General features: G+C 67.9%; 21 protein-coding genes. All 21 read left to right on the top strand.

The features are described 5' to 3' along the window. Window positions 1-5: 5 nt before the first annotated feature. The 21 genes from clpB to AC3WL8_RS25730 all read left to right on the top strand — a co-directional run bounded on the left by clpB (window position 6) and on the right by AC3WL8_RS25730 (window position 22,427). Window positions 6-2,594 carry an ATP-dependent chaperone ClpB gene (gene clpB, locus AC3WL8_RS25830; protein WP_211979843.1) on the top strand — a complete coding sequence of 863 codons (2,589 nt, stop codon included), beginning with the start codon at window positions 6-8 and terminating at the stop codon, window positions 2,592-2,594. A 279-nt stretch (window positions 2,595-2,873) separates the two neighbouring features. Beyond that, the gene (locus AC3WL8_RS25825) at window positions 2,874-3,416 is read left to right on the top strand and encodes a ferritin-like domain-containing protein (protein ID WP_013957112.1); all 543 of its coding nucleotides are present in this window, start codon (window positions 2,874-2,876) and stop codon (window positions 3,414-3,416) included. A 399-nt stretch (window positions 3,417-3,815) separates the two neighbouring features. Next, window positions 3,816-4,820 carry a sulfate ABC transporter substrate-binding protein gene (locus AC3WL8_RS25820; RefSeq protein ID WP_013957111.1) on the top strand — a complete coding sequence of 335 codons (1,005 nt, stop codon included), beginning with the start codon at window positions 3,816-3,818 and terminating at the stop codon, window positions 4,818-4,820. A gap of 73 nt (window positions 4,821-4,893) precedes the next feature. Beyond that, entirely contained in the window at window positions 4,894-5,517 is a 624-nt protein-coding gene (gene ssuE / locus AC3WL8_RS25815) for an NADPH-dependent FMN reductase (RefSeq protein ID WP_211979842.1), read from the top strand. A 158-nt stretch (window positions 5,518-5,675) separates the two neighbouring features. Beyond that, window positions 5,676-6,704 carry a sulfonate ABC transporter substrate-binding protein gene (locus AC3WL8_RS25810; RefSeq protein WP_211979841.1) on the top strand — a complete coding sequence of 343 codons (1,029 nt, stop codon included), beginning with the start codon at window positions 5,676-5,678 and terminating at the stop codon, window positions 6,702-6,704. Between the two features lie 35 nt (window positions 6,705-6,739). Then, window positions 6,740-7,903, top strand: a complete 1,164-nt coding sequence (ssuD, locus tag AC3WL8_RS25805) for an FMNH2-dependent alkanesulfonate monooxygenase (protein ID WP_011615572.1) — start codon at window positions 6,740-6,742, stop codon at window positions 7,901-7,903. Between the two features lie 13 nt (window positions 7,904-7,916). Next, a complete protein-coding gene (gene ssuC, locus AC3WL8_RS25800; protein WP_153953598.1) occupies window positions 7,917-8,720 on the top strand; it encodes an aliphatic sulfonate ABC transporter permease SsuC in 804 nt (267 codons plus the stop codon). A 35-nt stretch (window positions 8,721-8,755) separates the two neighbouring features. Then, window positions 8,756-9,673 carry an ATP-binding cassette domain-containing protein gene (locus AC3WL8_RS25795; RefSeq protein ID WP_211979840.1) on the top strand — a complete coding sequence of 306 codons (918 nt, stop codon included), beginning with the start codon at window positions 8,756-8,758 and terminating at the stop codon, window positions 9,671-9,673. A gap of 187 nt (window positions 9,674-9,860) precedes the next feature. Continuing rightward, window positions 9,861-10,712 (top strand): EAL domain-containing protein, encoded by an 852-nt coding sequence (locus tag AC3WL8_RS25790; protein ID WP_013957106.1) that lies wholly within the window; start codon window positions 9,861-9,863, stop codon window positions 10,710-10,712. Further along, window positions 10,709-11,380 carry an RBBP9/YdeN family alpha/beta hydrolase gene (locus AC3WL8_RS25785; RefSeq protein ID WP_211979839.1) on the top strand — a complete coding sequence of 224 codons (672 nt, stop codon included), beginning with the start codon at window positions 10,709-10,711 and terminating at the stop codon, window positions 11,378-11,380. Before AC3WL8_RS25790 ends, AC3WL8_RS25785 begins: the two co-directional genes overlap by 4 nt. Before the next feature lie 158 nt (window positions 11,381-11,538). Continuing rightward, window positions 11,539-12,501, top strand: coding sequence for a sulfate ABC transporter permease subunit CysT (gene cysT / locus AC3WL8_RS25780; protein WP_211979838.1), 963 nt, complete (start codon window positions 11,539-11,541; stop codon window positions 12,499-12,501). A 1-nt stretch (window position 12,502) separates the two neighbouring features. Then, the gene (gene cysW / locus AC3WL8_RS25775) at window positions 12,503-13,432 is read left to right on the top strand and encodes a sulfate ABC transporter permease subunit CysW (protein WP_013957103.1); all 930 of its coding nucleotides are present in this window, start codon (window positions 12,503-12,505) and stop codon (window positions 13,430-13,432) included. Further along, a complete protein-coding gene (locus tag AC3WL8_RS25770; protein ID WP_013957102.1) occupies window positions 13,429-14,538 on the top strand; it encodes a sulfate/molybdate ABC transporter ATP-binding protein in 1,110 nt (369 codons plus the stop codon). Before cysW ends, AC3WL8_RS25770 begins: the two co-directional genes overlap by 4 nt. After that, a complete protein-coding gene (locus tag AC3WL8_RS25765) occupies window positions 14,535-15,479 on the top strand; it encodes a CysB family HTH-type transcriptional regulator (protein ID WP_013957101.1) in 945 nt (314 codons plus the stop codon). The genes AC3WL8_RS25770 and AC3WL8_RS25765 overlap by 4 nt, the downstream gene beginning before the upstream one ends. 267 nt (window positions 15,480-15,746) lie before the next feature. Beyond that, complete coding sequence (locus tag AC3WL8_RS25760) at window positions 15,747-16,115, top strand: DUF962 domain-containing protein (protein WP_153953593.1); 369 nt, start codon at window positions 15,747-15,749, stop codon at window positions 16,113-16,115. 62 nt (window positions 16,116-16,177) lie between these two features. Then, window positions 16,178-17,353 carry a sensor histidine kinase gene (locus tag AC3WL8_RS25755; RefSeq protein WP_492379080.1) on the top strand — a complete coding sequence of 392 codons (1,176 nt, stop codon included), beginning with the start codon at window positions 16,178-16,180 and terminating at the stop codon, window positions 17,351-17,353. A 99-nt stretch (window positions 17,354-17,452) separates the two neighbouring features. After that, window positions 17,453-18,277 carry a LytR/AlgR family response regulator transcription factor gene (locus AC3WL8_RS25750; protein WP_013957098.1) on the top strand — a complete coding sequence of 275 codons (825 nt, stop codon included), beginning with the start codon at window positions 17,453-17,455 and terminating at the stop codon, window positions 18,275-18,277. A gap of 133 nt (window positions 18,278-18,410) precedes the next feature. Further along, the gene (locus tag AC3WL8_RS25745) at window positions 18,411-19,670 is read left to right on the top strand and encodes an MFS transporter (protein WP_041227981.1); all 1,260 of its coding nucleotides are present in this window, start codon (window positions 18,411-18,413) and stop codon (window positions 19,668-19,670) included. A gap of 52 nt (window positions 19,671-19,722) precedes the next feature. Next, on the top strand, window positions 19,723-21,462 hold the full coding sequence (locus AC3WL8_RS25740; protein WP_013957096.1) for a thiamine pyrophosphate-binding protein: 1,740 nt from the start codon (window positions 19,723-19,725) through the stop codon (window positions 21,460-21,462). A 48-nt stretch (window positions 21,463-21,510) separates the two neighbouring features. Further along, on the top strand, window positions 21,511-22,008 hold the full coding sequence (gene rraA / locus AC3WL8_RS25735) for a ribonuclease E activity regulator RraA (RefSeq protein WP_211979837.1): 498 nt from the start codon (window positions 21,511-21,513) through the stop codon (window positions 22,006-22,008). A 2-nt stretch (window positions 22,009-22,010) separates the two neighbouring features. Beyond that, window positions 22,011-22,427: a gamma-glutamylcyclotransferase family protein gene (locus AC3WL8_RS25730; protein WP_013957094.1), complete on the top strand. Its 417-nt coding sequence runs from the start codon at window positions 22,011-22,013 to the stop codon at window positions 22,425-22,427. Window positions 22,428-22,520 lie beyond the last annotated feature (93 nt).

Below are 22,520 nucleotides of genomic sequence, written 5' to 3'. Positions count from 1 at the left end.
TCCTTATGCGTCTTGACAAGCTGACCACCCGGTTCCAGGAAGCGCTGGCTGATGCGCAAAGCCTGGCACTGGGCAACGACAACCAATACATCGAACCGCAGCACCTGCTGCGCGCGCTGCTGGCGCAGGACGACGGCGCCGCCAAGGCGCTGCTGGCGCGCGCCGGCGTCAACGTGCAGGGCCTGCAGAGCGCGCTAGACGCCGCCATCAAGCGCCTGCCGCAAGTGCAGGGCACCAGCGAGGTCCAGATCGGCCGCGACCTGGTGAACCTGCTCAACGCCACTGAGAAGGAAGCCATCAAGCGCGGCGACCAGTTCATCGCCAGCGAGCTGTTCCTGCTGGCCGTCGCCGACGACAAGGGCGACGCCGGCCGCATCGCGCGTGAAAACGGCTTGAACCGCAAGTCGCTCGAGTCGGCCATCCAGGCCGTGCGCGGCGGCGATTCGGTCAACAGCGCAGAGGCCGAGGGCCAGCGCGAGGCACTGAAGAAGTACACCATCGACCTGACCGAGCGCGCCCGCATCGGCAAGCTCGACCCCGTGATCGGCCGTGACGACGAGATCCGCCGCGCGATCCAGATCCTGCAGCGCCGCACCAAGAACAACCCGGTGCTGATCGGCGAGCCGGGCGTGGGCAAGACCGCGATCGTCGAAGGCCTGGCGCAGCGTATCGTCAACGGCGAAGTGCCCGAGAGCCTGAAGAACAAGCGCGTGCTGGTGCTGGACATGGCCGGCCTGCTGGCCGGCGCCAAGTACCGCGGCGAGTTCGAGGAACGTCTGAAGGCGGTGCTGAACGACGTCGCCAAGGACGAGGGCCAGACCATCGTCTTCATCGACGAGATCCACACCATGGTCGGCGCCGGCAAGGCCGAGGGCGCGATCGACGCGGGCAACATGCTCAAGCCCGCGCTCGCGCGCGGCGAGCTGCATTGCATCGGCGCCACCACGCTGGACGAGTACCGCAAGTACATCGAGAAGGACGCCGCGCTGGAGCGCCGCTTCCAGAAAGTGCTAGTGGATGAGCCGAGCGTTGAGGCCACCATTGCCATCCTGCGCGGGCTGCAGGAAAAGTATGAGCTGCACCACGGCGTGGAGATCACCGACCCGGCCATCGTCGCCGCGGCGGAGCTGTCGCATCGCTATATCACTGACCGCTTCCTGCCCGACAAGGCGATCGACCTGATCGACGAGGCGGCCGCGCGCATCAAGATGGAAATCGATTCCAAGCCGGAGTCGATGGACAAGCTCGAGCGCCGCACCATCCAGCTGAAGATCGAGCGCGAGGCGGTCAAGAAAGAGACCGATGAGGCGTCGATGAAGCGCCTGGAGCTGATCGAGCAGGAAATCGCGCGCCTGGAGAAGGAGTACGCCGACCTGGACGAGATCTGGAAGGCCGAGAAGGGCGCCGCGCAGGGCACGGCCGCGCTCAAGGAAGAGATCGAGAAGGTCAAGCTGGAGATCGCCAAGCTGCAGCGCGAAGGCAAGCTGGACAAGGTGGCCGAGCTGCAATACGGCAAGCTGCCGGGCCTGGAAGGCAAGCTCAAGGCCGCGACCGACGCCGAGGCCAGCGAGCAGAAGCAGCCCAACAAGCTGCTGCGCACCCAGGTGGGCGCCGAGGAAATCGCCGAAGTGGTGAGCCGCGCGACCGGCATCCCGGTATCGAAGATGATGCAGGGCGAGCGCGAGAAGCTGCTGAAGATGGAAGACCGCCTGCATGCGCGCGTGGTGGGCCAGGACGAAGCCGTGCGGCTGGTGTCCGACGCCATCCGCCGTTCGCGTGCCGGCCTGGCGGACGAGAACCGGCCCTATGGCTCGTTCCTGTTCCTGGGCCCGACCGGTGTAGGCAAGACCGAGTTGTGCAAGGCCCTGGCCGAGTTCATGTTCGATTCGGAAGAGCACCTGATCCGCATCGACATGAGCGAGTTCATGGAGAAGCACAGCGTCAGCCGCCTGATCGGCGCGCCGCCGGGATACGTGGGCTACGAGGAAGGCGGCTACCTGACCGAGGCCGTGCGCCGCAAGCCGTACAGCGTGGTGCTGCTCGATGAAGTCGAAAAGGCCCACCCGGACGTCTTCAACGTGCTGCTGCAGGTGCTGGACGACGGCCGCCTGACCGATGGCCAGGGCCGCACGGTGGACTTCAAGAACACGGTGATCGTGATGACGTCCAACCTCGGGTCGCAGATCATCCAGTCGATGACCGGCGAGCCGCAGGAAGCGATCAAGGGCGCGGTCTGGCAGGAAGTGCGCACGCATTTCCGGCCGGAGTTCCTGAACCGGATCGATGAAGTCGTGGTGTTCCACGCGCTGGACCAGAAGCATATCGAGTCGATCGCACGCATCCAGCTGCATCGCCTGCAGGCCCGCCTGGCCCGCATGGATATGACGCTGGAGGTGAGCGAGACGGCGCTGGAGAAGATCGCCAGCGCGGGCTACGACCCGGTGTTTGGCGCGCGCCCGCTCAAGCGTGCGATCCAGCAGCAGATCGAGAACCCGGTGGCACGGGCCATCCTGGAGGGCAAGTTCGCCGCCAAGGATGTGGTGCCGGTGGATTATGTCGATGGCGAGTTCACGTTCGGGCGGAAGCTGGACTAAGGCTACCCATGGCTCGATAGACTGCCGGAGCACACAAGCAGTCGATCATAGCCAGGCCCCTGCGATACCACGCAGGGGTTTTTTTTTGTCTTGCCATCGCGCATTGCGTGTAAGGCGGTCCCGCCCCGTGCAATTTTTTCACGCCACGATGCCACGGGTCGTCGCCAGACGCGCCGTTCCGCGCTATCCGCCGAGTGGCACACTTCTCGCGTTGCACAAGGGTTGAGTTTCCCTACAAGGCGCTGCGCTGACGCAGCCGCATCCCCAAGGAGCCCTTCAATGACCGACAAGCCTTTCCTCTCAGACGTCAAGACATTGCGCGAGCGCGCCCGCAAGCACATCGATGATGGCGCCGTGACCGCGGGCTATGCCGCGGATCGCGATACCGTGCTGAAGCTGCTCAACGCTGCGCTGGCCACCGAAATCGTCTGCGTGCTGCGCTATCGCCGACACTACTACATGGCCAAGGGTCCGAACTCGAAAAGCGTGGCGGATGAATTCCTGGCCCATTCCAACGAGGAACAAGGTCATGCTGACCAGATTGCCGAGCGCATCGTCCAGCTGGGCGGCGAGCCCGACTTTGCCCCGGACGGCCTCACCAGCCGATCGCACGCGGAATATGTGGCGGGCACCTCGCTGACCGAAATGATCAAGGAAGACCTGGTTGCCGAGCGTATCGCCATTGACAGCTACCGGGAAATCATCCGGTTCCTGGGCGAGCGCGACCCGACCTCGCGCCGGATGATGGAGGGCATCCTCGCCGTCGAAGAGGAGCATGCCGACGAGATGGCCGACCTGCTGAGCCGGCAGTCCGGCGGCTGACCGGATCGCCACGCACTTGATATTGGTCAAGCCGCGCCAGCGGCCTGCCCGATAAGATTCGTCCTGTCATGGAGATGCGGGGGCGCTCTTCATGACTTGTCTACCCGTTTCCAGAATGGAAACTTCGCCCGCACCGGCTTGCCGGTGCGGGCGTTTTCTTTTGTGCGTGCCGATTGCGCCACCTGCGTGCGCCACCTGCGCCCGCCGCGCCTGCGCCCGCAGGCATGCCCATATTTCCGTCCGATCTTATGCAAAAAACAGCGAAGCATCGGCGAAACCATTCGTTCCGTTCAGATAGGCCCCTCGGTAGTCTTGCTCCTGACACAAGTCCGCCACCCAAGGCGGGCAAGGCAAGAGGCGCCTCGCGCCCATTCACGACACTGACGGGAGCAATACAAGATGATCCGCAAACTGGCCATCAGCCTGGCCGTACTTGGCGCCCTGAGCGCGGCGCAGACCGCAGCGGCCGCCAACCTGCTGAACGTTTCCTACGATCCGACGCGCGAGCTGTATGTCGACGTCAATGCCGCCTTTGCCAAGGCCTGGAAGGCGCAAGGCGGCGACGCCGTGACCGTGCGCCAGTCGCACGGCGGCTCGGGCAAGCAGGCGCGCTCGGTGATCGACGGGCTGGACGCCGACGTGGTCACGCTGGCGCTGGGCTATGACATCGACGCCATCGCGGACAAGGGCCTGATCAAGCCGGACTGGCAGAAGCGCCTGCCGCACAACGCCTCGCCGTACACCTCGACCATCGTGTTCCTGGTGCGCAAGGGCAACCCCAAGGGCATCAAGGACTGGGGCGACCTGGTCAAGCCGGGCGTGCAGGTGATCACGCCCAACCCCAAGACCAGCGGCGGCGCGCGTTGGAACTACCTGGCGGCGTGGGGCTATGCGCAGCGCCAGCCGGGCGGCAATGACGTCAAGGCGCGCGAGTTTGTCGGCGAGTTGCTCAAGCATGTGCCGGTGCTGGATTCCGGCGCGCGCGGCGCCACCACCACCTTTGTCGAGCGCGGCCTGGGCGATGTGCTGATCGCGTGGGAGAACGAAGCCATCCTGGCCATCAAGGAACTGGGCCCGGACAAGTTCGATATCGTCGCGCCGTCGGTGTCGATCCTGGCCGAGCCGCCGGTGGCCGTGGTCGACAAGGTGGTCGACAAGAAGGGCACGCGCAAGGCGGCCGAGGCCTACCTGCAGTTCCTGTACACCGAAGAAGGCCAGGAGATCGCGGCGAAGAACTACTACCGCCCGATCTCGGAGAAGGTGGCGGCCAAGTACGCGGCCAACTTCCCGAAGGTGAAGCTGTTCACCATCGATGAAGCCTTCGGCGGATGGCAGAAAGCCCAGAAGACCCACTTTGCCGATGGCGGCACGTTCGACCAGATCTACCAGCCCGGCAAGAAATAAACCACGAGGCCGGCGCGCCGGGCCGCGTGGGGCGGCCGCGGCGCCGACCGGTCCATCAGAATAAGGAAGCCCGATGTCCATCCTGACGCTCTCCGGCAGCCCGTCGGTCCAGTCCCGCTCCGGCTTAGTGCTGGCGCACCTGCGTGCCACGCTTGAGGCTGCCGGCGAACGCACCCGCCACCTCGACCTGCGCGACCTGCCCGCAGGCCCGCTGCTGGCGGCACGCGTGGACGACCCCGTCATCGCCGCCGCCACGCATGCCGTGTCCGAGGCGCAGGTGGTGGTACTGGCCACGCCGGTCTACAAGGCCGCCTACAGCGGCCTGCTCAAGGCCTTCCTGGACCTGCTGCCGCAGACCGGCCTGCGCGACAAGATCGTGCTGCCGATCGCCACCGGCGGCAGCCTGGCCCATGCGCTGGCGATCGACTACGCGCTGCGCCCGGTGCTGTCCGCGCTGGGCTCGCGCCAGATCCTGCCCGGCATCTTTGCCGTGGACCAGCAGATCGAATCCTTTGAAGCCGCCGGCGTGCGCCAGGCGCGCTTCGATGCCGCGCTGTCGGCACGCCTGGACGAGGGCGTGCTGCGCGTGCGCGATGCGCTGGCGCATTCGCGCATCGAGGTGCCGCTCGATGTGGTGCCCGGCGCCCTGGTCCAACGCGCCGCCGCGATCGCGGTGGCCGAGCGATGTTCCGCCTGAACTGACTGATTGACTGAAGTGGCGCCGGCCTGCCCGGCGCGACGGCAGCGACGCCATGCCACCCGCCACGCGGGGCCGGCAGGGATGCGTGCTGCCGCCACCATCCTGGACATCAATCCGGCCAGCAGGGCATTGCCCCGGGCCATGGAGGACATCGCATGACACTGACCAACCCGTTGCGCGCGGCCAGCCAGCGCCGCCGCCTGATTACCGCCGCGCTGGTGCTTGCCACCGGCCTGGCCTACGGACTATTGCCCGGCCGCGCCGAAGCGCAGTCGAAGAACATCGACCCCAAGGTGCTGCGCATCGGTTACCAGAAATACGGCACGCTGACGCTGCTGAAGGCGCGCGGCTCGCTGGAAAAACGCCTGGCGCCGCAAGGCATCACCGTCAAATGGACCGAGTTCCCCGCCGGGCCGCAACTGCTTGAGGGGCTGAACGTCGGTGCCGTCGATTTCGGCACCGTCGGCGAGGCGCCGCCGATCTTTGCGCAGGCCGCGGGGGCGCAGCTGGTCTACGTCGGCAATGAGCCGCCGGCGCCGGTGGCCGAGGCCATCGTCGTGCCCAAGGGCTCGGCGCTCCGTTCGGTGGCGGAACTGCGCGGCAAGCGCGTGGCGCTGAACAAGGGCTCGAACGTGCATTACCTGCTGGTGCGCCAGCTGGAGAAGGCCGGCATCCCGTACAGCGAGATCCAGCCGGTCTACCTGCCGCCGGCGGATGCGCGTGCCGCCTTCGAGCGCGGGGCGGTCGATGCCTGGGTGATCTGGGACCCGTTCCTCGCCGCAGCCGAGAAGCAACTGGGCGCGCGCGTGCTCGCCGATGGCCGCGGCGCGGATGGCAAGAACGTGGTCAGCAACCACCAGTTCTACCTGGCCTCGCGCCCCTATGCACAAGCAAAGCCGGAGATCGTCAGCCTGATCCTGGACGAACTGGCCACGCTGGGCACCTGGGCGCAAAAGAACCCCAAGGAGGCCACCACGGTGCTGACCGGCGAAACCGGGCTGCCGGCCGACGTGCTTGAGCTTGCCGTCTCGCGCTTCTCCTACGGCGCACGCCCGGTCAGCGCCGAGGTAATGGCCGAGCAGCAACGCATCGCCGACGCCTTCCACTCGCTCAAGCTGATCCCCAAGCCGGTCAAGGTGGCCGATGCGCGCTGGGACGTGCCGCAGCAGCAGGCGAAGCGATAGCCACCTCCATCGCCAGGAACAAAAAGGACAACGACATGCAGGTATTCTGGTTCATCCCCACCCACGGCGACAGCCGCTACCTCGGCACTTCGGAAGGCGCGCGCGAGGTTAGCTTCGATTACCTGAAGCAGGTTGCCGTGGCCGCCGATACGCTGGGCTACGAAGGCGTGCTGATCCCGACCGGGCGCTCGTGCGAAGACCCATGGGTGGCGGCATCGGCGCTGGCGGCCGTCACGCAGCGCCTGAAATTCCTGGTCGCGGTGCGCCCCGGCCTGATGGCGCCGACGCTGGCCGCACGGATGGCGGCAACCTTCGACCGCATCTCCAACGGCCGGCTGCTGATCAACCTGGTCACCGGCGGCGATACCGCCGAGCTGGAAGGCGACGGCCTGTTCCTGGACCACACCGCGCGCTACGAGGCCTCGGCCGAGTTCCTGCGCATCTGGCGCCAGGTGCTGGCGGCCAGCCATGACGGGGACAAGGTGGACTACGAGGGCAAGCACCTGAGCGTGAAAGGTGCCACCGTCCTCTATCCGCCGCTGCAGCAGCCGCATCCGCCGGTGTACTTCGGCGGTTCGTCGGCGCCGGCGCATGCGCTGGCCGGCGAGCAGGTCGATACCTACCTGACCTGGGGCGAGCCACCCGCTGACGTGGCGCAGAAGCTCGACGACGTACGCCGCCAGGCCGCGCGCCATGGCCGCACGGTGAAGTTCGGCATCCGCCTGCATGTGATCGTGCGCGAGACCGAAGCCGCCGCCTGGGCTGCGGCCGATGATCTGATCAGCCGGCTCGATGACGAGACCGTGGCGCGTGCGCAAGCCGTGTTCGCCAAGATGGATTCCGAAGGGCAGCGCCGCATGGCCGCGCTGCACGCGGGCGGCGCGCGCCGCACGCGCGAGGCGCTGGAGATCAGCCCCAACCTGTGGGCTGGCGTTGGCCTGGTGCGCGGCGGTGCCGGCACCGCGCTGGTGGGCGATCCGCACACCGTGGCCGAGCGCATGCGCGAATACGCCGAGCTGGGCATCGACACCTTCGTGCTGTCCGGCTACCCGCACCTGGAAGAGGCCTACCGCTTTGCCGAACTGGTGTTCCCGCTGCTGCCGCGCTCGGTGCGCGACAAGCTGCCGGGCAAGGTGCTGTCGGGTCCGTTCGGTGAAGTCATGGCGACAGGCATCGTGCCGCGCGCCGCGCAGAGTTGAGGGGAGGGCAACCATGAACGCTCCTCTATCGCAGCCGCCGCGTCAGGCACCTCAGGCACTGGCGCGCGCGCTGGCTCCGTGGATCGTGCCGGTGCTGCTGATCGTGGTCTGGCAGCTGGCCTCGCAGAACGGCTGGCTCTCCAGCCGCGTGCTGCCGGCCCCGCTGGCCGTGGTGCAGGCTGCCTGGGAACTGGCGCGCTCGGGCGAGCTGTGGAAGCACGTAGGGGTCAGCACCTGGCGCGCGCTGGTGGGGTTTGCCATCGGCGGCGGGCTGGGCCTGCTGCTGGGGCTGCTGACCGGCACCTTCCGCACCGCGGCCACGCTGCTCGACAGCACGCTGCAGATGGTGCGCAATATCCCGGCGCTGGCGCTGATTCCGCTGGTGATCCTGTGGTTCGGCATCGACGAGACTGCCAAGCTGTTCCTGGTGTCGCTGGGCGTGTTCTTCCCGGTCTACCTGAACACGTATCACGGCATCCGCTCGGTCGATACGGGACTGGTGGAGATGGCACGCAGCTACGGCCTGTCTGGCTGGCAGCTGTACCGCGAGGTCATCCTGCCCGGCGCGCTGCCGGGCATCCTGGTGGGCGTGCGTTTCGCGCTGGGGTTGATGTGGGTGGTGCTGATCGTGGCGGAGACCATCTCCGCGCAATCGGGCATCGGCTACATGACCATGAACGCGCGTGAGTTCTTGCAAACCGACGTGGTGCTGGTGGGCATCCTGCTCTATGCGCTGCTGGGCAAGCTGGCCGACTGGTTGTCGCGCGGGCTTGAGCGCTACTGGCTGCGCTGGCATCCGGGCTACGCCGCGGCCTGAGCGGCCCGTCGCCCCAATCAAGCAAGGAGATCGAGATGCAGATGTATCCGGTGGAACAAGCGGCTTTGGCCGAACTGGAAGCCGGCCTGGCGCGCCGCGAGGCGGCCCGTCCGGTGGCCGAGGTGCCGCGCACGGCGGGTGGTGTGGCGTTGCACGTGCGCCAGGTGGTCAAGCGCTATGACGGCCGCGAAGTGCTGCACAACGTGGCGCTGGACGTGGCGCCGGGCGAGTTCCTGGCGATCGTCGGGCGCAGCGGCTGCGGCAAGAGCACGCTGCTGCGGCTGGTGGCGGGGCTGGAAGCGGCCGATGGCGGAAGCATCACCGTCGACGGTGAATCCGCGGCGAAAGGCCGCGCGCGGCACGCCGACGTGCGCGTGATGTTCCAGGACGCAAGGCTGCTGCCGTGGAAGCGCGTGCTGGACAACGTCGCGCTGGGCCTGCCGCGCGCACGCCGCAGTGAAGCCGCCAATGTGCTGGCGCAGGTGGGCCTGGCCGACCGCGCGCAGGCCTGGCCCGCACGGCTGTCCGGTGGCCAGCGCCAGCGCGTGGCCCTGGCGCGTGCGCTGGTCCACCACCCGCAGCTGTTGCTGCTGGACGAGCCGCTGGGCGCGCTGGATGCGCTCACGCGCATCGAGATGCAGGGGCTGATTGAGTCGCTGTGGCGCCGCCTTGGCTTCACGGCGCTGCTGGTCACGCACGACGTGTCCGAAGCGGTGGCGCTGGCCGACCGCATCGTGCTGATCGAGGAGGGCCGCATCGCCATGGATGAGCGCGTGGCGCTGGCGCGCCCGCGCGAACGCGGCGCGGCTGGCTTTGCGCGACTGGAGGCGAAGGTGCTGCAGCGGGTGATGCGGCAAGCGCCGCAGGCGCAGGGGCAGGTACCGTCGCATGCCGGTGCGCATGCCGAACCTGGCGCCACGACCGCGCAGCTGAACGTGAGCTGGGCAACTTGAGCGTGCCACCTGCGGCAATGTGCGCCGCGCATATCGACAGGCCGTAATCTTCATTCGCTCGCGCCCGCTGACCTCCTATCATGAGCAGGCAGGCCGATGCGGTGCGACAGCACAGAGGGCGCATGGAGCGCCCGTCATCACTAATCCGACCACGAGGCCGAGGGGCCCGGTCAACCGAAGGAATGCCATGCCAGGCGTGCATGAACCCGCGGGCGCAGTGCCTGCGCTCCAACGTTATCTGGAATCGCTGCCGCGCCAGCCGCTGGCTGACCGGCAATTGTGGCGCGACGCGCGCGGGCAGGTGCAGGGCCAGTTCTTCAACTGCTCGCTGACCAGCGCGTTCGAGCCGCTGGTGACGCTGGCAGACCGGCAGGTGGTGGCACATGAGGGTTCGATCCACACGTACGCAGAGGACGGCGTGGGCCTGGCGGCATGGAAGCTGTTTGCGATGGCGGCCGACGACAACACCCTGGTGTCGCTGGACCGGCTTTCGCGCCTGCTGCATGCCATCAACTACTTTGCCGCCGAGGGCGAGCACAAGCTGGTGCTGAACGTGCATAACCGGCTGCTGGCCGCGGTCACCGACGACCACGGCGCTGCCTTCCGGCGCGCATTGCAATCGCTGGGCCTGCCGCTGGAGCGCTTTGTGATCCAGGTGCCGGCCAGCGCCAATGACGACCTGTCACTGCTGTTGCATGTCGTTGGCAACTATCGGCGCAACGGTTTCGCGGTAAGCCTGCAGGCGTCGGATCCGGCGGAAGCCGGTGCACTGATGGCGCACGCGTTGCCGGACTGGCTCAAGCTGGACATGCGCCGCACCTGGACCGACCGCCAGCTGTCGGGCCTGCGTGCCAGCGCGGCCAGTGCCGGCGTAACGCTGATCGGGCGGCGCCTGCAGAACGCCGAAAGCATCGAGCGCCTGCAGGCCGCGGGCATCGGCCTGGGGCAGGGCGCCTTCGCCGGCGCGCCGGTCAGTGCGGCAGGGCTGCGCGCAGGCCTGGCGAGCGCCGCGCATGCATTGGACAAGGAGGTGGTATGACGCAAGCGAACCGGCTTTCCGGCGCTCATGGCACGCGCCTGGACATCCCGCGGCACCTGCAGGTGCTGACCGTGCCGGGGCTGCATGGCAGCGGCCCGGGACACTGGCAGAGCCGCTGGGAGCAGCGCTTCCCGGACTGGCAGCGGGTGGAGCAGCACGACTGGTCGCGCCCCAGCCTGCCGCTGTGGGCCGAGCGTGTCTCCGAAGGCGTGATGCGCGCCCAGCGCGTGGCCGCGCGCGGCGCGGTGCTGGTGGCGCACAGCTTTGGCTGCCTGGCGTCGCTGCGCCAGGCGGCGCTGGATCCGGTCGGCATTGCCGGCGCATTGCTGGTGGCGCCGGCCGATCCGGACAAATTTGGCGTGGCGGCGCTGCTGCCGGCCTACCGGCTGCCGTTCCCGACCATCATGGTAGCCAGCTGCAACGATCCCTGGATGCCGCAGCGCACCGCTTTCAGCTGGGGCACGCTGTGGGGCAGTGAGCTGGTCGATGCGGGCAGCCTGGGCCACATCAATGCCGATTCCGCACTGGGTGAGTGGCCTGAAGGCCTCGCGCTGCTCGATACCCTGGTCCAGCGCATCGCGCAGGCAGGCGATGCCGGCTCCATAAGTGAGTCATCCGCCGCCTGGGAGTCTGGCATCGAGGTTGTGTCTACCGTCCCTTATATCTAAACCGTCTAAGAAAATTCATAAAGATTCGTTCTGTTTATAAGGGCGACTCTGCAGAATCTGTCTCGTAGGCCGGCGCAATATGCGCTGGCGTCATAAAGAACGGCCCGCCGGGACCAGCCATCAGGGTCCGGCGGCGCACCGCTCACAGACGAGACGACATGCCTCCATCCATTTCCCTGGCGGACAATCCGCCGCCAGCCGCTCCCCGTGCCCCTGACTCCAGCGCCACGCGCGCGCCGCGCAACCCGTCCAGGCAGCGCTTTACCGTGCTGCCCGGCTTCGGCCTGTCGCTCGGCTTCACGCTGTTCTACCTGACGCTGATTGTCCTGATCCCGCTGTCGGCCACGTTCCTGAAGACGTTCACGATGACGTGGGACGCGTTCTGGACCTCGGTCACGGCGCCGCGCGTGGTGGCGTCGCTGCAGCTGAGCTTTGGCGCGTCGCTGGTGGCGGCCATCGTCAATACGGTGTTCGGGCTGGTGGTGGCCTGGGTGCTGGTGCGCTACCGCTTCCCGGGCAAGCGCCTGATCGACGCGCTGGTGGACCTGCCGTTCGCGCTGCCCACGGCGGTGGCCGGTATTGCGCTGACGGCGCTGTTCGCCGGCAATGGCTGGATTGGCCGCTATCTTGAGCCGCTCGGCATCAAGGTCGCGTTCACGCCGCTGGGCGTGGTGGTGGCGCTGACCTTTATCGGCCTGCCGTTCGTGGTGCGCACGGTGCAGCCGGTGCTGGAGGACGTTGAGCAGGAGCTGGAAGAAGCGGCCGCGAGCCTGGGCGCCAACCGCCTGCAGACCTTCCAGCGCGTGATCCTGCCCGCCATCCTGCCGGCGCTGCTGACCGGGTTTGCCCTGTCGTTCGCGCGCGCCACCGGCGAGTACGGCTCGGTGGTCTTTATCTCCGGCAACATGCCGATGGTGTCCGAGATCGCGCCGCTGATGATCTATTCCAAGCTGGAGCAATACGACTATGCCGGCGCCACCGCGGTGGCGGTGGTGATGCTGGTGATTTCCTTCGGTCTGCTGCTGCTGATCAACCTGCTGCAGGCCTGGACGCGCCGCCATCAATCCGGTGTGCGCGCCGCGCTGGCACCCGAAGCGCCCGCCACGGGCAAGGAGTTCTGACATGGCCGGCGCAGTTGCGGGACGCTTGGGCGGGCAAGCCAACGCCCAGGCCCATCACAGGTTTGACGCCACTGGCGAAGCGCCGTGGGTGCGCTACACGCTGATCACGGTGGCAGTGCTGTTCCTCACGCTGTTCCTGTTCGTGCCGCTGGCCTCGGTGTTCTATGAAGCCTTGCGCAAGGGCGTGCAGACCTACTGGGAAGCGTTGATCGAACCCGACGCACTCGCCGCGATCCAGCTCACGCTGACGGTGGCGGCGATCGCGGTGCCGCTGAACGTGGTGTTCGGCGTGGCGGCGGCGTGGGCCATTGCCAAGTTCGACTTCCGCGGCAAGAACCTGCTGATCACGCTGATCGACCTGCCGTTCTCGGTGTCGCCGGTGATCTCCGGCCTGGTCTACGTGCTGCTGTTCGGCGCGCAGGGCTGGCTGGGGCCGTGGCTGGAAGCGCACGACATCAAGATCATGTTCGCGGTGCCGGGCATCGTGCTGGCGACCATCTTCGTGACCTTCCCCTTTGTTGCGCGCGAGCTGATCCCGTTGATGCAGGCGCAGGGCAGTGAAGAAGAAGAGGCCGCGATCGTGCTGGGCGCCTCGGGCTGGCAGACCTTCCGCCATATCACGCTGCCCAATATCCGCTGGGGCCTGCTGTACGGCGTGATCCTGTGCAATGCACGGGCGATGGGCGAGTTCGGCGCGGTGTCGGTGGTGTCGGGCCATATCCGCGGGCTGACCAACACCATGCCGCTGCATGTGGAGATCCTCTACAACGAGTACAACTTCGCGGCGGCCTTTGCGGTGGCCTCGCTGCTGACACTGCTGGCACTGGTCACCCTCGGCATCAAGACGCTGGTGGAATTCCGCGCCCGCAAGGAAACCGAAGAGGCTGCACCCGAGCGGCCGCTGGCAAGTTTGCAAGGACAAGCATCATGAGCATCCAGGTCAAGAACGTAGAGAAGCGCTTTGGCGACTTTGTCGCGCTGGACAACGTCTCGCTCGATTTCGACGAGGGCGAGCTGACCGCGCTGCTGGGGCCGTCCGGCTGCGGCAAGACCACGCTGCTGCGCATCATCGCCGGCCTGGAGCGCGCCGACGCGGGCCAGATCGTGCTGGCCGGGCGCGATGCCTCGGACCAGCATGTGCGCCAGCGCCAGGTGGGCTTCGTGTTCCAGCACTATGCGCTGTTCAAGCATATGAGCGTGTTCGAGAACGTGGCCTTCGGCCTGCGCGTCAAGCCGCGCGCCGAGCGCCCGAGCGAAGCGCAGATCCGCGACAAGGTGCGTTCGCTGCTGGAGTTGGTGCAGCTCGACTGGCTGGCCGACCGCTACCCGTCGCAGCTCTCCGGCGGCCAGCGCCAGCGTATCGCGCTGGCCCGCGCGCTGGCGGTGGAGCCGCGCGTGCTGCTGCTGGATGAACCCTTCGGCGCGCTTGACGCCAAGGTGCGCAAGGAGCTGCGCCGCTGGCTGCGCCGCCTGCACGATGAACTGCACGTGACCAGCGTGTTCGTCACCCATGACCAGGAAGAGGCGCTGGAAGTGGCCGACCAGGTGGTGCTGATGAACCGCGGCCACGTGGAGCAGTACGGCTCGCCCGAGGCGGTCTACAACCATCCGGCCACGCCCTTCGTGTTCGGCTTCCTCGGCAACGTGAACCTGTTCCACGGCCGGCTGGAGGTGGGCGAGAGCGGCGGCCTGCTGCATACCGGCGAAGCGGTGCTGCCGGTGGTCGGCAGCGGCCATGAGACCGCCGGCGACGCGGTGGCCTATGTGCGCCCGCATGACCTGGACCTGGAGCGCTACGCGCCCGGCGCCGACGGCATCGCCGTGACGCTGCGCCGCGCGCTGACGCTGGGCCCAGTCGCGCAGCTTGAGCTCGAACGCGAAGACAATCAGGACGTGATCGAAGTCGCGCTTCCGCTTGAGCGCTTCCGCCACGCGGGCTTCCGCGAAGGCGAACTGCTCGCGGTGCGCCCGCGCCAGCTGCGTGTGTTCACGCAACCGCGTACCACGTCCACCCAACAAGAAAAGGCGACGACATGAACTTCCAGCAACTCCGATCGATCCGCGAGGCGGTGCGCCGCCAGTTCAACCTGACCGAAGTCGCCAATGCGCTCTACACCTCGCAGCCCGGCGTGTCGCGCCAGATCCGCGAGCTGGAAGAAGAACTGGGCGTGGAGATCTTCGAGCGCTACGGCAAGCGCCTGACCGGGCTGACCGAGCCGGGGCGCGAGATCGTGCGCATCGTCGAACGCCTGCTGCTTGAGGCCGAGAACCTGCGCCAGGCCGGCGACGAATACGCCGGCCGCCATACCGGCCGCCTGACCGTTGCCACCACCCACACCCAGGCGCGCTATGCACTGCCGCGCGTGGTGCAGGCATTCCGCCGCGAATACCCGCATGTGACGCTGGCACTGCAGGAGGCGTCTCCCACGCATATCGTTGAGCTGCTGCTGACGGGGCAGGCCGATATCGGCATCGCCACCGAGGCCCTGGCCACCGAGGCCGGGCTGACCTCGTTCGAGGCCTACAGCTGGCGGCACGTGCTGGTGGTCTCGCCCGGCCATCCGCTCACGCGCCTGCCCGAGCCGACGCTCGAAGACGTGGCCGGCTTCCAGCTCATCACCTACGACGCCGGCTTCACCGGCCGCCGCAAGATCGACAGCGCCTTTGCCGAGGCCGGCCTGCAGCCGGAGATCGTGCTGACCGCGCTGGACGCCGACGTGATCAAGACCTACGCCGAACTGGACCTGGGCGTGGGCATCATTGCCTCGATGGCCTATGACGAGCGCAAGGATTCCGGCCTGGTGCGGATCTCGGCCGACCACCTGTTCGCGCCCAACACCACCAGCGTGGCGGTGCGGCGGGGCGCTTACCTGCGCGGCTATGCGCACGCCTTTATCAACATGTTCGCGCCGCACCTGTCGCCCGACACCGTCAGCAGCGCGCTCTCAGAGCAAGAGCGCCAAGCCCTGGCGGCCTGATTCCGGCCTGACCGCGGGTGGCGGCCAGGCGGCGCAGGGGGCACCCGAGCGCCGCCGGCCTGCGCCATCCGCTCCGGCACGGTGCCGTTCGCGCCCCGTGCCCGCCGTTCGTCGCAAGAGACTTTCTTCGTGCCCGGGTGAGGGGTACATTCCTTGCACGTGCCCGCGGCTTGCCGTCCGGCGAGCGTCGCACGTGTACCGCAGCGCAACAAAGCTTGCGCGCGGCCGCCGGTCTGCAAAGGCCGGGCAAGGGAGAGAGAGACGATCATGCGCGAAGACGAACCGCTGCTGCGCTGGCAGTGGCGCGGCTATGCCCGCAACCACCAGCATCCCCGCAACCTGCTGCTGCATATCGTGGCCGTGCCGATGTTCATGGCCGGCACCGTGCTGGGCCTCTACGGCCTGCTGCACCTGAGCCTGCCAGCGGTGGCGCTGGGGCTGGTGTGCATGGGTATGTCGATGGCGCTGCAGGGCCGCGGACACCGGCTGGAAGCCCATGCACCGGAACCCTTTGCCGGGCCGGCGGACATCGCGGGCCGCATCCTGGCCGAGCAGTGGATCACATTCCCCCGCTATGTGCTGTCCGGGCAATGGTGGCGCGCGCTGGCCGGCCGGCGTGCCGGGCAGGGTGGCTGAGGTGGCCCGCGCTGCCCGCCTCATCACATTCCCGCATTGCGCCAGGCTCAGTCCGCGCTAACATGACCGCCATGGACCGCTGCTTCTCCAACGTCGCCACCGCCATCCCCTCCCGGCTCAATATCCTCGGGCGCGACCTGCTGTTCGTGCTGTGCATGAACTCGGTGATCGCCATCAGCCTGAACTACGGCTTCCAGACCGGCGGCAGCCTGTGGCACAACTTTGTCTACAGCCAGCTGATCGGCCTGTCGATCTGGGTGCTGATCGACATTCCGCGCGTGGTGATCTGGTGGAACGACCGGCCGCGCCGCTGGCCCTTCCTGCTGCTGGCCGCCGCCGCGGTGCCCGCAGGCGTGGTGTTCGGCAGTTGGGCCACGCGCGTGGTGCTGGACCTGCCGCCCAAATCGGCGGACGAAGCCGGCGGCATGCTGCGCATGTGCCTGGTGGTGGGCATGCTGGCCGCGGCCTCGATGATCTATTTCTACTGGTCGCGCGAGAAGCTGGCCTCGCTGGAGCGTCAAGCCGCGCTGGACGCCCTGCAGCGCGAGGAAGCTGAAAAGCAACTGGTGCGCGCACAGCTGATGGCGCTGCAGGCGCAGATCGAGCCGCATTTCCTGTTCAACTCGCTGGCCAACCTCGACGGGTTGATCGCCACCGACCCGCCCGCCGCGCGCCAGCTGCTGCAGCGCCTGATCGGTTTCCTGCGCATGTCGCTGGCACATACCCGCGCCGAGCAATGCACGCTGCGGCAGGAGTTCGAGCTGCTGCGCAGCTACCTGGACATCCAGGGTATGCGCTTCGGCCAGCGGCTCTCGTTCGACATTGACCTGCCGCGGGAACTGGCGAAGGTAGAGATCCCGCCCATGCTGATCCAGCCGCTGGTGGAAAACGCGGTCACGCACGGCATCGAGCCCTGCATGATCGGCGGCCATATCCAGTTGTCGGCGCGCGCGGCCGGCGACAATGCGGTGCAGGTCGTCATCGCCGATACCGGCGTCGGCTTCGGCCATGCCTCGGGCAAGGGCTCGGGCCTGGGCATCACCCATGTGCGCGAGCGGCTGGCGCGCATCTTTGGCGCGGCGGCCTCCATGCAGATGGAAGAGAACACCCCGCGCGGCGTGGTGGTGCGGCTGACGCTGCCGCTGGAGCGCCCGGCCGAAGCGCCCACCCTGACCCAGACAGTCACCAGCGTGCCGGAGGGCATGCCAGTATCGACCCCGGCCATGCAACGGCTCTGAGCGCCCGCCTGCCAGCACGCCTGACAAGAAGAACGGCTGGCACCGCCCGTGGCGGTGCCGCTGACAACGCCAGGACCCATCTACCACCCCAACGCCCCCATGACCCCGACCCTTCTGATCGCCGATGACGAAGCGCTGCTGGCGCGCGTGCTGGAATCCGAACTGACGTCGCTGTGGCCCGAGGCCCGTATCGTTTCCGTGGTCCACGATGGCGTGGCCGCGCTGGCGGCGGCGCGCGAGCACCAGCCGCGCGTGGCCTTCCTGGATATCCGCATGCCGGGCATGAGCGGCATGGACGTGGCGCGCGAATTGATCGAATTCGACACCCCGCCGCTGGTGGTCTTCGTGACCGCTTACGACCAGTTCGCGCTGGAGGCATTCGAGCGCGCCGCGGTGGACTATGTGCTCAAGCCGGTGCAGCGCGAACGGCTGGAGGCCACGGTGCAGCGCCTGAAGGACCGGTTGGCCGGTCCCGCTGACGATGAAGACACCGAGTCCGAAGCCTCGATCGCGGAGACGGACCGGCTCGGCCAGTTGCTGGCGCGCCTGGAATCGCTGGAGCACGCCACCCCGGGCCCGGGCGGTGCGCCGCAGCGGCAGTACCTGCGCTTTATCAAGGCGCTGGTGGGGCAGGAGGTGCGCATCATCCCCGTGGACGAAGTCATCTACCTGGAGGCCACCGACAAGTACGTCAACGTGGTTTCCGGCGCCGGCGAAGCGCTGATCCGCACCAGCCTGCGCGAGCTGACCCAGCAGCTGGACCCGGAGCGCTTCTGGCAGGTGCATCGCGGCACGGTGGTCAACATCACCTGCGTGGCCAGCGCGGTCAACCAGTCGCTGGGACGGCTGTCGCTGCGGCTGCGCGACCGTCCTGAACTGCTGCCGGTGGCGCGCCAGTACGCGCACCTGTTCAAGCAGATGTAAGCGCGGTCGGCGGGCAGCGTGGCCGCCACCTGGCTGCAGAGGGCAGGGGTTTTCCTCTATGATGCGGGCTTCGGCCCGTATTTTTTTGGGCTGCCGCCTTCCGTCCTGCCGCATAGCCCCTGCCACCAGCGCCATGTCCACTGCCGCACTCGATCCCACGCGCAATCCCCTTCGTCATGATGCCCAGGTGATCGGGCTGGTCGGCCTGGCCCACGGGGTCTCCCACTTCTACCACCTGTTGCTGGCCCCGCTGTTCCCATGGATCAAGGCGGAATTCGGCCTGAGCTATGCCGAGCTGGGCCTGCTGATGACGGTGTTCTTCGCGGTATCGGCGGTGGTGCAGACCGCGTCAGGCTTTGTGGTCGACCGCTTCGGCGCGCGGCCGGTGCTGTTTGCCGGGCTGGCCTTCCTGGGCGCCGCGGCCTTGCTGCTGTCGACCAGTTCCGGCTACGCCGCGCTGCTGTTCGGTGCGGCCGTGGCGGGGCTGGGCAATGGCGTGTTCCACCCGGCCGACTTCACGCTGCTAAACAAGCATGTGTCGCAACCCCGGCTGGGCCACGCGTTCTCGGTGCACGGCATTTCCGGCAACCTGGGCTGGGCGGCGGCGCCGCTGTTCCTGGTGGCGATTGCCAACCTGGCCAGCTGGCGCGTGGCACTGGCGGCGGCCTCGGCGGTGGCCTTTATCGTGCTGGCCGTGCTGGTGGCGCTGCGCCATGTGCTGGACCCGCGCGAAGTGCAGGGCGCCGTGGGCCGGCCCGCGGCCAAGGCTGCGGCGGGCGGAAGCGTGCTGGGCTTCCTGCGCCTGCCGCAGGTGTGGGTGTGCTGGGCCTTCTTCCTGCTGACCACGTTCTCCGCCGCCGGCATCCAGAGCTTTGCCCCGACCGCGCTGACCTACCTGTACGGCATGCCGTTCACGCTGGCGACCGCGTCCTACACCATCTACATGCTGTGCAGCGCCGGCGGCATGATCGTCGGCGGCTTTGCCGCCAGCCGCACCAGCAACCATGACCGGTTGATCGCGGTGAGCTTCACGGTGTCGGGGCTGATGGCGGTGCTGGTCGGGCTGGACCTGGTGCCGGCACTGCTGGTGCCGGTGCTGATGGGCGTGATCGGCTTTGGCGCCGGAACTGCCGGGCCGTCGCGCGACCTGCTGGTGCGCGCGGCCGCCCCCGCCGGTGCCACCGGGCGTGTCTATGGCGTGGTCTACTCGGGCCTGGATATCGGCCTGGCGTGCGGCCCGTTGTTCTTCGGTGCGCTAATGGATGCAAAGCTGCCGGCCTGGGTGTTTTTCATGATCGGCGGCTTCCAGTTGCTGTCGATCTTCACCGCGGTGACGGTGGGCAACGGCAACCGCTCGCGCCGCGGCGCGGCGGGCCAGGCGGAGGCCGCCTAGCCCGGGCCACCCAAGCACCGCCTTCCGAATTCGATTGCCTGAGGATGCTTTCATGTCAATGACGCCGGCCAATGCCACCCAGCCTGACGATTCCGAACACGGCACCCCGCTGCCGGGCGGCCATATCCTGGTCGATGCGCTGCTGGCGCACGGCGCCGAGCTGGCCTTCGGCGTGCCGGGCGAAAGCTACCTGGCCGTGCTGGACGGCTTCCACCGCCGCCGCGACCAGTTGCGCTTCATCATCTGCCGCCAGGAGGGCGGGGCCGCAGTCATGGCCGAGGCCTACGGCAAGCTGACCGGCCGCCCCGGGCTGGCCTTCTGCACGCGCGGGCCGGGCGCCACCAATGCCAGCATCGGCGTGCACACCGCCTTCCAGGACTCGACGCCGATGATCCTCTTCATCGGCCAGGTCGGCACCGACTTCATGGACCGCGAGGCCTTCCAGGAAATCGACTATCGCCGCATGTTCGGCCAGATGGCCAAGTGGGTGGCGCAAATCGACCGGGTCGAACGCATCCCCGAATACATTGCGCGCGCCTACCAGACCGCCACCTCGGGCCGTCCGGGCCCGGTGGTGCTGGCGCTGCCCGAGGACATGCTGGCGCAGACTGCCGCCGTGCCGCAGCTGCAGGCCTACCAGCGCGTCATGAGCTGGCCTGGCGAGGCCGACCTGGCGCGGCTGGCCGAGATGCTCAACGCCGCCGAGCGCCCATTCGTGCTGGCTGGCGGCAGCGGCTGGACGCCGCAGGCCTGCGCCGACCTGCAGGCCTTTGCCGAGCGCTTCGCGCTGCCGGTGGGCTGCGCCTTCCGCGGCCAGGACCTGTTCGACAACCGCCATCCCAACTACGCCGGCGATGTCGGCATCGGCATCAACCCGGCGCTGGCCGAGCGCGTCCGCAATGCCGACCTGGTGCTGGCCATTGGCCCGCGCCTGGGCGAGATGACCACCGGCGGCTACGCGCTGATCGCCGCGCCGCGGCCCGCGCAAAAACTGATCCACGTGCACGCCGGCGCCGAGGAACTGGGCAGCGTCTACCAGGCCGACCTGATGATCCAGGCATCGATGCCGGCCATTGCCGCGCGCCTGGCCGGTCTGCAGCCCGCCGCCGCGCCGCGCTGGCAGGCGTGGACTGCAGCCGCGCATGCCGACTATGAACGCTACCTGCAGCCGCCCGCGTTCACGGGTCAGGGCGTCGACATGGCCGAAGTCATCCGCACGCTGGACCAGCTGCTGCCGGCCGACGCGGTCGTGACCAATGGCGCCGGCAACTACGCTGGCTGGCTGCACCGCTATTTCCACTATCGCCCGTTCACCAGCGGCGGCCGCGGCCAGCTGGCCCCGACCAGTGGCGCGATGGGCTATGGCGTGCCGGCGGCGGTCGGTGCCAAGATCGCGTTCCCACAGCGCACCGTGGTGGCGCTGGCCGGCGATGGCTGCTTCCTGATGAATGGCCAGGAACTCGCTACGTCGATGCAATACCAGGCGCCGGTGATCTTCATCGTCGTCAATAACGGCATGTACGGCACCATCCGGATGCACCAGGAACGCGAATACCCGACCCATGTCTCGGGCACCGAGCTGCACAACCCCGACTTTGCCGCGCTGGCACGCGCATATGGTGCGCGCGGCGCAACCGTAACCACGACCGAAGCCTTTGCCCCGGCATTGCGCGAGGCATTGGCCGCGCCGGTCTCGACGCTGATCGAGATCCAGGTGGACCCGGATGTGATCACGCCGCGCACCACGCTGAGCGCGATCCGCGCGCAGGCGCTGGCCAGTCAGAAGCCATGAGCCGGTGCGGCCCGAGCGGATTCTTTCTTACCTATCAGGAGACCATCGATGAAGCCCGTCACCACCGACCTGTGCGACGCGCATGAAGACCGCCTTGCCGACGGCACCCTGCGCGTGATGGCGCCGGTGTTCCGAGTCTTCGGCAAGCAGGGCGCCTTTGCCGGCCCCGCGGCCACGCTCAAGGTGTTCGAAGACAACTCGCTGGTGCGCGCCGCGCTGGAAGCGCCGGGGCAGGGCCGCGTGCTGGTGATCGACGGCGGCGGCTCGCTGCGCTGCGCGCTGGTGGGTGGCAACCTTGGCCTGCTGGCCGAGAAGAACGGCTGGGTCGGCATCGTCGTCAACGGCTGCATCCGCGATACCGCCGAGCTGGACGTGTGCGACATCGGCATCCGCGCGCTGGCCGTGCATCCGCAGAAAAGCCAGAAGCGCAACGTCGGCGAAAGCGACGTCGCGGTGCAGATGCCCGGCGCCGTGGTGCGCCCGGGCAACTGGATCTACGTCGACGCCGACGGCGTGCTGGTCTCGGACGAAAAGCTGGGGAACTGAGCATGCCGCGCGTCTTTGTCTACGGCACGCTGCGTGCCGGCGAGGTCAACGACCTGAACGCCGCCGCCCAGCGCCACGGCATTGCCGCGCCCACGCTGCTGGGCACGGGTACGGTGGCCGGCAGGCTCTATGACTTCGGCACCTATCCCGGCCTGGTGCTGGACGCCGGTGGCGGGCCGGTCGTGGGCGATCTCTACGAGATTGCCGACGCGCTGTTGCCAGTGCTCGACGAGATCGAAGAGGTTTATCCCGGCCAGGCCACGCTGTTCGTGCGCGAGGAACGGGCCGTGTTGCAGGATGGGCAGCCGGTTGCCTGCCTGCTCTATCCAGTGGCCGAGTCGGCCGTGGCCACGCTGCCGCGCATCGTCAGCGGCGACTGGGTGGCCTATCGCCGCGCACGCGATACGGCCGAGGCCTGAGCCCCGGCTCGTTTCAAACAAACGGCGCCGATTCGCGGCGCCGTTTGCTTTTGCGTAGCATGGCCGTCGATGACATCGACCAATGGAATCGAC

The organism is Cupriavidus sp. FW305-F7, from assembly GCF_058782875.1.
The sequence above is the reverse complement of the archived record's forward strand: the minus strand, read 5'-3'. Positions and strand labels throughout refer to the sequence as shown.